Origin of the sequence: Geodermatophilus telluris (assembly GCF_900102745.1) — a bacterium.
GTDB classification, from domain to species: Bacteria; Actinomycetota; Actinomycetes; order Mycobacteriales; family Geodermatophilaceae; genus Geodermatophilus; species Geodermatophilus telluris.
The window spans coordinates 36,973-49,244 of sequence record NZ_FMZF01000002.1 but is presented as its reverse complement, the minus strand read 5'-3'; the positions used below and the strand labels follow the sequence as shown (position 1 = coordinate 49,244).

Genomic DNA, 12,272 nt, shown 5'->3' with positions numbered 1-12,272 from the left:
GACGGACCCGTCCGGTCGACGGCGCCTCGCCCGGTCCTACGGTCCCCGCACCCGCAGGACCGACGAGGAGGTCGCCGTGCCCATCGTGCTCGTGCTCCAGGGACCGACCGTCACGCAGCAGCGGTACGAAGACGCCGTCCGGCGCTTCACCGGCGGCCGGGACCGCATGGAGCAACCGGCCGACTGGCCGGTCGGCGGCCTGCTCGTGCACCTCGCGGGACAGGGGCCGCAGGGCTTCCGCATCATCGACGTGTGGGAGTCCGAGGACTCCTGCCGGCGATTCGGCGAGCAGCTCGCGCCCGTCCTCGAGGAGGTCGGCATCACCGACCCGCCGGAGATCCACCCGCTGCAGGGCTTCGTCTCGGCGGCCACCGTCCCCGCCTGAGCCGTCTGCGCCATGACCAGGTGACCTGGTCATGGCGCGTCCTCCCCGACGTCCCACGGTCGGGTGGGACACCGCACGATCAGGTCACCTGGTCGTCGCGCGAGGCGTCCCAGCCCGGAGGGGGCAGGGCCGGTGGGGTGGCGGCCCGCCGGCGCAGGTTCTTGGGCAGCCGGTGCCGCACCGGGTCGGCGGCCTGCGTCACGGGGGCTCCTGGGAGGGACGGGTCGGGGACGGCGCCGACCCTGGCGGGGGCGACTTGGCCGCCGCTTGCGGCCGGCTTGGCGGTGCACCCCCTCCCGCCACCCGCCCGGACCTGCCAGGATCCGGCCCGTGCGGTACCGCGTCCTCGGACCACTCGAGGTCACGGGCCCCGACGGCCGGCCCCTCGACGTCGGCGGCGCCAAGCCCCGCGCGCTGCTGGCCCTGCTGCTCGCCGAGGCCGGCCGGGTGGTGCCCGTCGAGCGGATCGTCACCGCCCTGTGGGACGACGACCCGCCGCCCACGGTCACCGGGACCCTGCAGGCCTACGTGTCCCACCTGCGCCGGGTGCTCGAACCCGAGCGCGGCCCGCGGCAGGCGGCCCGGGTGCTGCTGACCCGCGCACCGGGCTACCTGGTGCAGGTCGACGCCGCCGACCTCGACAGCCTGCGCTTCGCCGCCCTGGTGGAGGACGGCGACCGCGCCCTCGACGGCGGCGACCCCGCCCGCGCGCTCACCGTGCTCGACCGTGCGCTGGAGCTGTGGCGCGGCGAGCCCCTGCCGGAGCTGGGCGAGGGCCCCGGCGCCGCGGAGCGGATGCGGCTGGCCGAGCTGCACGTGCACGCCCGGGAGCGCCGCGGCGAGGCCCTGCTGGGCGTGGGCCGCGCCGACGCCGCCGTGGGCGAGCTGCAGCCGCTGGTCGCCGAGCACCCGCTGCGCGAGCGCCTGTGGGCCCGGCTGGTCACCGCCCTCTACGCCGCCGACCGGCAGGCCGACGCCCTCGACGCGCTGCGCCGCTGCACCGCGCTGCTGCGCGACGAGCTGGGCATCGACCCCGGTCCGGAGCTGCGCGAGCTCGAGCGCGCGGTGCTGCGGCAGGACCCCGGGCTGGCCCGCCGGGCACCGCGACCGGTGGTCGCGCCGCCGTCAGCTCCGGCGCCGCTGGCCGTCCCGGACGACGCGGGCCTGGTCGGCCGCGACGGCGAGCTGGCCCGGCTGCGGGAGGTCGCGGAGCGGGCCGCCGCGGGGCGGGCCGGCGTGGTCGTCCTCGGCGGCGAGGCCGGCATCGGCAAGACCCGGCTGGCCGAGGCGGTGGCCGCGATGGGCCGGTCGGCCGGCTGGGCGGTGGCCGAGGGCCGCTGCGCCGACGACGGCGGCGCACCACCGCTGTGGCCGTGGGCGCAGGTGCTCGACCAGCTCGGGCAGGACCCGGTGGCGGCGGCCGAGGGGGACGCCGACGCCGACGCCGCCCGGTTCCGGCTCTTCCAGGACCTGCGCGCCCGGCTGGTCGCCGCCACCGCCGACCGCCCGCTGCTGGTGGTGCTGGAGGACCTCCAGGGCGCCGACGCCACCTCGGTGCAGCTGCTCGGCCTGCTCGCCCGGCACCTGCCGCGGGTGCCGCTGCTGGTGCTGGTCACCGTGCGCACCGCCGGCGAGGAGCTGCCCCCCGCGGTCGCCGACGGCCTGGCCCGGCTCTCCCGCGAGCCCGCCGTCACGACGCTCCCGCTGTCCGGCCTGCCGCCCGGGGACGTCGGCCGGCTGCTGGCCGCGCAGGGCGGGGACGCCGCCCTGGCGGCCACGGTGCACGACCGCACCGCCGGCAACCCGTTCTTCGTCGTCGAGCTGTCGCGGTGGCTGCGCGGTGCCGGCGGGCTGGACCGCGCACCGGTGCCGCCGTCGGTGGCCGAGGTGCTGCGCGGCCGGCTCGCCCGGCTGCCCGCGGGCGCCCGGCCGGTGCTGGAACTGGCCGCCGTCGCCGGGCGGGAGGTGACCCTGGACCTGCTCGAGGCCGCCGGGGAGACCGCCGAGACCGCGCTGGGCGCCCTGGACGCGGCGGTCGCCTCCGGGCTGCTGACCGCGGGCAGCGCGCCGTGGAGCTGGCGGTTCTGCCACGCCCTGGTGCAGGAGGTGCTCGTCGAGGACCTGCCGGCGCTGGGGCGCGCGCGGCTGCACGCCCGGCTGACCGCCGCGCTGGAGCGGCGCGCCCCCGCCGGCCGGGCCGACGACGCCCTCGTCGAGCGGCTGGCGCACCACGCGGTGGCGGCGGCACCCGTGGCCGGCCCGGAGCCGGGGCTGCGGTGGTCGACGGCGGCCGCCGCGGTGGCCCGCACCCGGCTGGCCGACGACGAGGCCGCGGCGCACACCCGCCGGGCGCTGCGGCTGGTCGACCCGGCCGTGCCCGACGCCGCCCGCACCCGGCACGACCTGCTCACCGCGCTGGGCAACGACCTGCTGCGCAGCGGTCAGCGCACCGAGGCGCGGGAGGTGGTGGCCGAGGCCATCGCCGTCGCCCGCGAGCTCGGCGACCGGCGCTGCCTGCTGGAGTCGGCCGCGGTCTGGGGCTCGCCGACGCTGGAGAACTGGCGGCCGCACGGCGTCGTCGATCCCGAGATGGTGGCGCTGCTGGAGGACCTGCTCGCCCACCGGGAGGAGCTCGCGCCGGACGACGCCGAGCGCGACCGGCTGACCGCCCGGCTGCTGGGCACCCTGGGGGTCGAGCTGGCCTACAGCGAGGACCTGCAGCGCGGCGTCCGGTACGCCGAGCGCGCGGTGGAGCTCGCGCGCGGCGTCGGTGACCCGGAGCTGCTGGGCCGGGTGCTCAACAACCAGACGCTGGCCGTGTGGGGCCGGCCCGACGCCGCCGAGCGGCGGCTGGCCGCCACCGACGAGGCGCTGGCGCTGGCCGGGCGCGGGCTGCCGCGGCGCACCGAGTTCTACGCCCGGCTGCACCGCGCGGCGATCCGGCTGCACCTGACCGACCGGGCCGGCTACGAGGCCGACCTGGAGGCGGGACGGCGGCTGGCGTCCTCGCTGTCGGGGCCCGAGGTGCGCCCGCACGTGCTGTGGCAGCAGGCCGGGGCCGCCTGGCTGGCCGGGGACGCCGGCCGCGCCGAGGAGCTGACCACCGAGGCGCACGAGCTCTACCGGCGGGTCACCCCGCACGCCCGGCACGTCCACGCCGCGCACCTGTTCGCGCTGCGCCGCGCCGACGGCCGGCTGCCCGAGGCGCTCGACCTGCTGGTGTCCGCCGGCGACGAGGGCAACCCGCTGCTGCAGCTCATGGCGGTGCTGGCCGCGGCGGAGTCCGGGGACCTCGCCGGGGCGCGGCGGCTGCGGGCCCGCTGGGGCCGCACGGTGATCCGCGACTGGGCCAGCGACGTGGCGGTGCTGCTCCGGGCCGAGACGGCGCTGCACCTGGGCGACGAGGCCGAGCTGACCGTGGCGACGGTGCAGCTGCTGCCCTTCCGCGGCCGGCAGGCGGTCCTCGGGACGACGGCGTTCAGCCTGGGCGCCTACGACGAGCTGCTGGGCCGCGTCGCCGAGCGCACCGGCGACACCGTGGCCGCCCGCGACTGGTGGACCGGCGCCCGCGAGCAGGGGCGCCGGGTCGGCTCCCCGCCGCAGGTCGCGCTGGCCGAGGCGCACCTGGCGCGGGTGCCGGCCGAGACCGCGCACCGCCCGCCGCGCCGCCGTCCCGCTCGCACGGCCTGACGGCTCAGGGCAGCCGTACCGTCGGGGCCTTCCTCAGAGGGTGGTGGCCCGCCCGCCGTCGACCGGGATCACCGCACCGGTGACGTACGCGCCGGCGCGGCTGGCCAGGTAGACGACGACGCCGGCCATGTCGTCGGGCCGGCCGATGCGGCCCAGCGGCGAGCTGGCGGCGATCTCGTCGCCGCGGGCGGCCAGCGTGGCGGCCATCATCTTCGACTCGAACGGGCCCGGGGCGACGGCGTTGACGGTGATCCGCCGCGGCCCGAGCTCCTTGGCCAGGTGCCGGGTCAGCTGGTGCACCGCGGCCTTGCTCGACGAGTACGAGTACGTGGGCAGCTGCGGCACGTGCAGGCCGTCGATGCTGCCGACGTTGACCACCCGAGCCGGGTCGTCGTCGCTGGCGGCCGCCTCGAGCAGCGGCACCATCGCGCGGGTGAGGAAGAACGGCGCCTTGACGTTGAGGTCGAGCACCTTGTCCCACGCCGAGGCCGGGAAGGTCTCGAACGGCTCGCCCCACGTCGCGCCGGCGTTGTTCACCAGCACGTGGACGCGCTCCTCGCGCCGGCCCACCTCCTCGGCCAGCCGCACGCACTCGGCCTCGGTGCTGACGTCGGCCGGGATCGACTCGACCCGGCCGTGCTCCGACAGCTCCGCGACGGCCTGCTCGCCGGCCTCGGGCTTGCGCGAGCTGACGTAGACCGACGCCCCGGCCTGCAGCAGCCCGCGGGCCATCATCAGGCCGATGCCGCGGGTGCCGCCGGTGACGACGGCGACCTTCCCGGTGAGGTCGAACAGGTGCACGCGGGTCCTCCCGGGGTCGTGGGACGGCGGTGTCCCCTCGCCGGCCACTGTGCCCGATCGGGTGGCGCCGCCCGGCAGCGGGACCCCGGCTGTGCCAGCCTCGGGCGGCATGGGCCCCCGTCCGCTCGGCGTGACCAGCGAGGTCGGGCGGCTGCGCACCGTCGTCCTGCACCGGCCCGGCGCCGAGCTGCGCCGGCTCACGCCGCGCAACACCGACGAGCTGCTCTTCGACGGGGTGCCGTGGGTGGCCCGGGCGCAGGAGGAGCACGACGCCTTCGCCGCCGCGCTGGCCGAGCGCGGCGTCGAGGTGCTGCACCTCGACCGGCTGCTGACCGACGTCCTCGAGCACCCCGGGGCCCGCGACGAGCTGGTGGCCGCCGCGGTCGACGACCCGCGGCTGGGCGCCACCCTGCGGCGGGCCGCGGTGGCGCACCTGTCGGGCCTGGCGCCCGGCGACCTGGCCACCACGCTCATCGCCGGTCTGGCCCACGACGAGCTGCGCGGCGGCAGCGGGCTGGCCTACCGGCTCATGGAGCGCGGGGACTTCGTCGTCCCGCCGCTGCCCAACCTGCTGTTCACCCGCGACTCGTCGGTGTGGGTGGGCGACCAGGTCGCGGTGGCCTCGCTGGCCATGCCGGCGCGGCACCGGGAGGCGACGATCGCCCGGGCGGTGGCCACCCACCACCCGCGCTTCGCCGGGGTGGAGCAGCTCTACGACGCGTCGCTGGAGCACCTCGAGGGCGGCGACGTGCTGCTGCTGGCGCCCGGGGTGCTGGCCGTGGGCGTCGGGGAGCGGACGACGCCGGGTGGCGCGGAGCGGCTGGCCCGGCGGGTGTTCGCCCGCGGGCTGGCGCACACGGTGCTCGTCGTCCCGATCGCCCAGCAGCGGGCCACGATGCACCTGGACACCGTCGCCACGATGGTCGACGTCGACGCGATGGTCGTCTACCCCGCCGTCGCCGGCTCGCTGGTCGCCTGGACCGTCACCGCCGACACCGCACCGGACGACGACGACACCACCGACCTGGTCGTCCGCGGGCCGCAGCCGTTCCTCGCCGCCGCCGCGGCAGCGATGGGCATCGACCGGCTGCGGGTGATCGACACCGGCCTGGACCCGGTGACCGCCGAGCGCGAGCAGTGGGACGACGGCAACAACACCCTGGCGCTGGCGCCGCGGCTGGCGGTCGCCTACGAGCGGAACACGGTCACCAACGCCGCGCTCGAGGCCGCCGGCATCGAGGTGGTCCGGATCGCGGGCTCGGAGCTCGGCAGCGGCCGCGGCGGGCCGCGGTGCATGTCCTGCCCCGTGGCGCGCGACCCGCTCCCCTAGCCCGGGCCAGGTCACCCCGGCCGCAGGTCGTGCTCTGCCCTCGGGAGCGGGGCAGAGCACGAAGGAGCGGGCACGGGTGGTCCCACGGAGGGTCGTGCTCTGCCCCGCCTGGCGGGGCAGAGCACGACCTGCGGCGGGGAGACCCTGCGGCCGGTCCTAGCGGAGGGTGACCTGGCGGGACAGCAGGCCGGCGCGGGCGCGGCGCTCGTCGGCGGTGAGCGGGTCGGTCACGGTGAGCGCCTGCTCCAGCCGGGCGCCGAACTCGGCGGCCGGGCCGGTCCACTCCGCGGCCGGGGTGTCGGCGGGCAGGTCCCAGACCGGCACGACCAGGCCGTGCGCACGGAAGGCACCGGCGTAGCGGGTGCCCTCCCCCAGCAGCAGCTGCTCGGACGCCGAGAGCCGGGCGAGCGCGTCGAGCAGCGGCTCCTCCGCCTCCGGGCGCACCCAGCGCAGGTGGGCGCGCTCGCTGCCGGGCCGGACCCAGTAGGCGGCGCCGAGGCCCTCGAGCCGCTCGGTGGGCAGCACGGCCTCGTTGGCCCGCTCCAGGCCGGCCCGGGCCGCGGCACCGGCGTCGGTGCCCTCGAGCCAGAAGCCGAAGTCCTCGTGCACGGTGACCTCGAGCGGCGCGGACAGGTCGAGCAGCTCCTGCAGCCGCGGCCCGGAGGAGCCGGCCGCGCCGACCGGGCCCGGGTCCACCGGCGCGCCCGCCGGGGCCTCCAGGGCGGCGGCCAGCGCGGTGCCGATGTCACGGCTGACGTCGTCGGAGGCGGCCTGCAGCTGGACGCCGAGCAGGATCTCGCCGTTGCTGCGGACCAGCGCGGGAGCGCCGCCGGGCAGCACGCTGGCGAGGGTGACGTCCCGCCCCCCGGTCGTCCTCAGGGGCGCGGTGGCGGCCGGCACCAGCTCGCGCAGCGCCACCCAGTCGGGCTCGCCGGGCAGGCCCTCGAAGGGACGGGTCACCGGCGGCGCGTAGCCCGAGCCGTGGCAGTGCTTGTACCGGCGGCCCGACCCGCACGGGCACGGGGCCTTGGGGTTGATCCCCTCGGCGACGGGTGCGGACGCGGGACGGCGGCGGGTCGCGGATCGGGCCATGCGGCCCAGCGTAGGTGGGCCTCGGCGCCGCTCCGCGCCGCCTAGGGTGCCGTCCGTGGCACCGCTGGACCTCACCGACCCGGCCGTCGTCGCCGACCCCTACCCCGCCTTCGCCGCCGCCCGCGCGGTCGCGCCGGTGCAGTGGCACGAGGGCCTGGGGCTGTGGCTGGCGTTCACCCACGCGGAGAGCAACGCCGTGCTGCGTGACCGGCGGCTGGGCCGCATCTGGCGGGACCGGGAGCCCGCCGACCGGTTCGGCGCGTTCAACCTGGTCCACCGCAACGCGCTGCTGGAGATGGAGCCACCCGACCACACCCGGCTGCGCCGGCTGGTCAGCGCCGCGTTCGCCCGCGGGCACGTGGAGCGGCTGCGGCCGTGGGTGCAGCGCTACGCCGCCGAGCTGGCCGACGGCCTGGTCGAGCGCTCCAGCGGCAGCGAACCCGTCGACGTCCTGTCCGGGATGGCCGAGCAGCTCCCGGTGGGCGTCATCGCCGAGCTGCTCGGCGTCCCGGAGGCCGACCGGCCGCTGCTGCGGCCGTGGTCCAACGCCATCGTGAAGATGTACGAGTACGGCCGCACCGAGGCCGTCGAGGACGCCGCCGAGCGGGCCGCCGCGGAGTTCGTCGGCTACCTCCGGGAGCTGGCCGCCGAGCGGCGCCGGACCCCGCGCGAGGACCTGCTCACCCACCTGGTGACCGTCCGCGACGCCGAGGGCGACCGGCTGACCGAGGACGAGCTGGTCACCACCTGCGTCCTGCTGCTCAACGCGGGCCACGAGGCGACGGTCAACGTCAGCGGCAACGGCCTGCTCGCGCTGCTCGAGCACCGCGACCAGCTGCAGCGGCTGCGGGCGGACCCCGCCCTCCTGCCGACCGCCGTCGAGGAGCTGATGCGCTTCGACTCGCCGCTGCAGCTGTTCGAGCGCACCGCCACCGCCGATGTCGAGCTGGGCGGGGTCACCGTGCGGGCGGGCCAGAAGGTCGCCGCGCTGCTCGGCGCGGCCAACCGCGACCCCGCCGTCTTCCCCGACCCCGACACCCTCGACGTCGGGCGCACCGAGAACCCGCACGTCTCCTTCGGCGCCGGTGTGCACTTCTGCATCGGCGCCCCGCTGGCCCGGGTGGAGCTGCAGGCCTCCTTCGGCGCGCTGCTCGCCCGCACCCGCGACCTCGAGCTGGCCCGCCCGGCGCGGCGCCGTCCGGAGTTCGTCATCCGCGGCCTGGCCGAGCTGCCCGTCGTCCTCACCCCGTGAGCACCCGACCGGGGCCTACCGGGTGACCTGGGTCACTGCCAGGATGCGGCCATGCGCGGCCTGATGCAGGACACCCCGCTCACCATCGACGCCATCTTCCGCTACGCCGAGGACCACCACGGCGACCGGGAGCTGGTCAGCAACGGCCCCGGCGGCGTCCGGCGCACCACCTACGCGGAGTGGGCGGCGCGGACCCGGCGGCTGGGCGGGGTGCTCGACACCCTCGGCGTCACCGACGACGGCCGGGTGGGCACCTTCGCCTGGAACTCCACCCGGCACATGGAGCTCTACTTCGCCGCCCCCTGCACCGGCCGGGTGCTGCACACCCTCAACATCCGGCTGTTCCCCGAGCAGATCACCCACGTCGCCGACCACGCCGAGGACGAGGTCGTCTTCGTCGACCGGAGCCTGCTGCCGCTGCTGTGGCCGCTGGTCGACACGATGAAGACCGTCCGGCACGTGGTGGTCATGGACGACGGCGGCGACGCGGAGGTCCCCGACGACCCGCGGGTGCTCGACTACGAGGACCTGCTGGCGCAGGCGTCCCCGGCGGAGTTCGGCGTCCGCGACGAGTGGCGGGCCGCCTCGATGTGCTACACGAGCGGCACCACCGGCAACCCCAAGGGCGTCGTCTACTCGCACCGCTCCACGTACCTGCACACGATGGCCGTGCTCAGCGGCAACGCGCTGGCGCTGTCCGTCGACGACGTCGCGATGGCGATCGTGCCGATGTTCCACGCCAACGCCTGGGGCATCCCCTACGCGGCCCCCGCGGCGGGCGCGGGGCTGGTCTTCCCCGGGCCGGTGATGCAGCCCGAGGCTCTGGCCGACCTGATGGTGGCCGAGGGCGTGACGTTCACCGCGGGCGTGCCGACGATCTGGCAGGGCGTGCTGCCGCACCTGGCCGGCCGCGAGCACAAGCTGCGGCGGATCACCTGCGGCGGCTCCGCGGTGCCGCGCGCGCTGTCGGAGGCCTACCGGGAGCAGGTGGGCCTGCCGCTGCTGCAGGGCTGGGGCATGACCGAGACCTCGCCGGTGGCCTCCCTGGCGCTGGTGCCGCACCGCTTCGCCGACGCCGACGAGGACACCAAGGCGACGCAGCGGGCGCGGGCCGGGATCCCGGTGTTCGGCGTCGAGGCCCGCGTCGTGGAGCCGGGCACCACCGACGCGCTGCCCTGGGACGACGAGAGCACCGGCGAGCTGCAGGTGCGCGGCCCGTGGTGCGCCGCCGACTACCACGACCCCGACCCGGGCGTGGTGCTGTCCACCGAGGACGGCTGGATGCGCACCGGCGACGTCGCGGCCATGGACTCCTTCGGCTCCATCCGGATCGCCGACCGCACCAAGGACCTGATCAAGTCCGGCGGCGAGTGGATCAGCTCGGTCGACCTGGAGAACGCGATCATGAGCCACCCGGCGGTCGCCGAGGCCGCCGTCGTCGGCATCCCGCACCCCAAGTGGGACGAGCGACCGCTGGCCTGCGTCGTGCTGCGGCCGGGCGCGACGCTCACCGCCGAGGAGCTCGTGGAGCACCTGCGGCCCCTGGTGGCGAAGTGGTGGCTGCCGGACGCGGTGGAGTTCATCGACGAGGTGCCCAAGACCAGCGTCGGCAAGTTCAGCAAGAAGGACCTGCGCAGCCGGTTCGCGGAGTACCCGCTGCCGACCTGAGGCAGCGGACGGGACGGTCCGCCCAGCTGTGGAGCGTGAGCCCGGTCACTGGCACGATGCGGCCATGCGCGGGCTCATGCAGGACTTCCCTCTCACGATCGACGCGATCTTCCGGCACGTCGAGCAGCACTACGGCGACGGGACGATCGCGACCAACGGCCCGAACGGCGTCACCCGGGTCACCTACGCCGAGTGGGCCGAGCGGACCCGCCGGCTCGGTGGCGTGCTCGACGACCTCGGCATCAGCGAGGACGGCCGGGTGGGCACCTTCGGCTGGAACAGCCAGCGCCACCTCGAGCTGTACTTCGCCGCGCCGTCGTCCGGCCGGGTGCTGCACACCCTCAACATCCGGCTGTTCCCCGAGCAGCTGACCTACATCGCCAACCACGCCGAGGACGAGGTCGTCTTCGTCGACCGCACGGTGCTGCCGCTGCTGTGGCCGCTGATCGACACGATGAAGACCGTCCGGCACGTGGTGGTCATGGACGACGGCGGGGACAACGAGATCCCCGACGACCCCCGCGTGCTCGACTACGAGGCGCTGCTGGCCGAGGCCTCCCCCGTCGACTTCCACGTCACCGACGAGTACCGCGCCGCGTCGATGTGCTACACGAGCGGCACCACCGGCAACCCCAAGGGCGTCGTCTACACGCACCGGTCCACGTGGCTGCACACCACCGGCGTGATGGCGCCGAACGCGTTCGGGCTCGGCATCCGCGACGTCGCCATGCCGGTGGTGCCGATGTTCCACGCCAACGCGTGGGGCATCGCCCAGGCCGCGCCGGCCGCCGGCTCCTCGCTGGTCATGCCCGGCTCGATGATGCAGCCCGAGGCACTGGCCAAGCTGATCCTCGACGAGGGCGTCACCTTCACCGCCGGCGTGCCGACGATCTGGCAGGGCGTGCTGCCGCACCTGGCCGGCAAGCCGCACAAGCTGCGCGACATCGGCTGCGGCGGGTCGGCGGTGCCCAAGGCGCTCAGCGAGGCCTACCGCGAGCAGGTCGGGCTGCCGATCCTGCAGGCGTGGGGCATGACCGAGACCCACCCGGTCGCCTCCTCGGGCATCCTGCCGCCCCGCTTCGACGACCTCGACGACGCGGCCAAGGCCGACCAGCGCGCCCGCGCCGGCATCCCGTTCCTCGGCGTCGAGGCGCGCATCGTCGACGCCGACAGCCTCGAGCCGCAGGCGTGGGACGACCAGGCCACCGGCGAGCTGCAGGTGCGCGGCCCGTGGTGCGCGCAGGACTACTACAACCCCGACGCCGGCGTGGAGCTCACCACCGAGGACGGCTGGATGCGCACCGGCGACGTCGCGGCCATGGACTCCTTCGGCTCCATCCGGATCGCCGACCGCACCAAGGACCTGATCAAGTCCGGCGGCGAGTGGATCAGCTCGGTCGACCTGGAGAACGCGATCATGAGCCACCCGAAGGTGAAGGAGGCCGCGGTCGTCGGCATCCCGCACCCGAAGTGGGACGAGCGGCCGCTGGCCTGCGTCGTGCTGCGGGAGGGCGAGGACGCCACCGAGCAGGAGATCCTGGACCACCTCAAGCCGCTGGTGGCCAAGTGGTGGATGCCCGACGCGGTGGAGTTCATCGACGAGGTGCCCAAGACCAGCGTCGGCAAGTTCTCCAAGAAGGACCTGCGCAGCCGGTTCGCCGACCGCGCGCCGTCCAGCTGAGGGTCTAGCGCACGAAGGGCGGCTGGCCGGTCTCGCTCACCAGGGGCCGGCCGGCCGCCTCCCACGCGCCCATCCCGCCGCCGACGTTCACCGCGTCGTAGCCGTTCTGGTTGAGCCAGGCCGCCACCCGCGCGGAGCGGCCGCCGCTGCGGCAGACGACGTAGACCGGGTCCGCCTCGGGCACCTCGTCCAGCCGCGCGGGGACGTCGCCCATCGGGATGTGGGTGGCGCCCTCGGCGTGGCCGGCCACCCACTCGCCGTCCTCCCGGACGTCGAGCAGCACGGCGTCCTCGGGCACCTCGTCGGCGGGCACGGTCGGGACCTGCTGCGGCATCACGACCCCACTGTCCCAGGTGTGGCGGGCACCGGCCGG

Annotated in this window: 10 protein-coding genes; 6 read left to right on the top strand and 4 right to left on the bottom strand. The window is 76.3% G+C overall.

All coding sequences use genetic code 11. The features are described 5' to 3' along the window. Nucleotides 1–76: 76 nt before the first annotated feature. Entirely contained in the window at nucleotides 77–385 is a 309-nt protein-coding gene (locus tag BLQ97_RS05470; protein WP_091364107.1) for a hypothetical protein, read from the top strand. Nucleotides 386–464: 79 nt separating this feature from the next. On the opposite strand, the gene BLQ97_RS24155 is transcribed toward BLQ97_RS05470, so the two are convergent. Then, the gene (locus tag BLQ97_RS24155; RefSeq protein ID WP_281181370.1) at nucleotides 465–587 is read right to left on the bottom strand and encodes a hypothetical protein; all 123 of its coding nucleotides are present in this window, start codon (nucleotides 585–587) and stop codon (nucleotides 465–467) included. 128 nt (nucleotides 588–715) lie between these two features. Between BLQ97_RS24155 and BLQ97_RS05465 the strand changes: the two genes are divergently transcribed. Further along, complete coding sequence (locus BLQ97_RS05465; RefSeq protein WP_175471602.1) at nucleotides 716–4,075, top strand: ATP-binding protein; 3,360 nt, start codon at nucleotides 716–718, stop codon at nucleotides 4,073–4,075. A 33-nt stretch (nucleotides 4,076–4,108) separates the two neighbouring features. Here the strand turns inward: BLQ97_RS05465 and BLQ97_RS05460 are convergent, their stop codons facing one another. Next, nucleotides 4,109–4,876, bottom strand: coding sequence for a glucose 1-dehydrogenase (locus BLQ97_RS05460; RefSeq protein WP_091364104.1), 768 nt, complete (start codon nucleotides 4,874–4,876; stop codon nucleotides 4,109–4,111). A gap of 109 nt (nucleotides 4,877–4,985) precedes the next feature. Between BLQ97_RS05460 and BLQ97_RS05455 the strand changes: the two genes are divergently transcribed. Next, on the top strand, nucleotides 4,986–6,206 hold the full coding sequence (locus BLQ97_RS05455; protein WP_091364102.1) for an arginine deiminase: 1,221 nt from the start codon (nucleotides 4,986–4,988) through the stop codon (nucleotides 6,204–6,206). A 156-nt stretch (nucleotides 6,207–6,362) separates the two neighbouring features. Here BLQ97_RS05455 and BLQ97_RS05450 read toward each other — a convergent pair whose 3' ends face one another. Continuing rightward, complete coding sequence (locus BLQ97_RS05450; RefSeq protein ID WP_091364100.1) at nucleotides 6,363–7,298, bottom strand: DUF5926 family protein; 936 nt, start codon at nucleotides 7,296–7,298, stop codon at nucleotides 6,363–6,365. 55 nt (nucleotides 7,299–7,353) lie between these two features. Here BLQ97_RS05450 and BLQ97_RS05445 point away from each other — a divergent pair, with 55 nt between their 5' ends. The 3 genes from BLQ97_RS05445 (at nucleotide 7,354) to BLQ97_RS05435 (ending at nucleotide 11,899) form a co-directional block, all read left to right on the top strand. Next, nucleotides 7,354–8,550, top strand: a complete 1,197-nt coding sequence (locus BLQ97_RS05445) for a cytochrome P450 (RefSeq protein ID WP_245691875.1) — start codon at nucleotides 7,354–7,356, stop codon at nucleotides 8,548–8,550. 51 nt (nucleotides 8,551–8,601) lie between these two features. Further along, on the top strand, nucleotides 8,602–10,218 hold the full coding sequence (locus BLQ97_RS05440; RefSeq protein WP_091364097.1) for a long-chain fatty acid--CoA ligase: 1,617 nt from the start codon (nucleotides 8,602–8,604) through the stop codon (nucleotides 10,216–10,218). 64 nt (nucleotides 10,219–10,282) lie between these two features. Beyond that, nucleotides 10,283–11,899, top strand: coding sequence for a long-chain fatty acid--CoA ligase (locus tag BLQ97_RS05435; protein ID WP_091364095.1), 1,617 nt, complete (start codon nucleotides 10,283–10,285; stop codon nucleotides 11,897–11,899). A 4-nt stretch (nucleotides 11,900–11,903) separates the two neighbouring features. Here the strand turns inward: BLQ97_RS05435 and BLQ97_RS05430 are convergent, their stop codons facing one another. Beyond that, nucleotides 11,904–12,233, bottom strand: coding sequence for a rhodanese-like domain-containing protein (locus tag BLQ97_RS05430; protein WP_091109690.1), 330 nt, complete (start codon nucleotides 12,231–12,233; stop codon nucleotides 11,904–11,906). Nucleotides 12,234–12,272 lie beyond the last annotated feature (39 nt).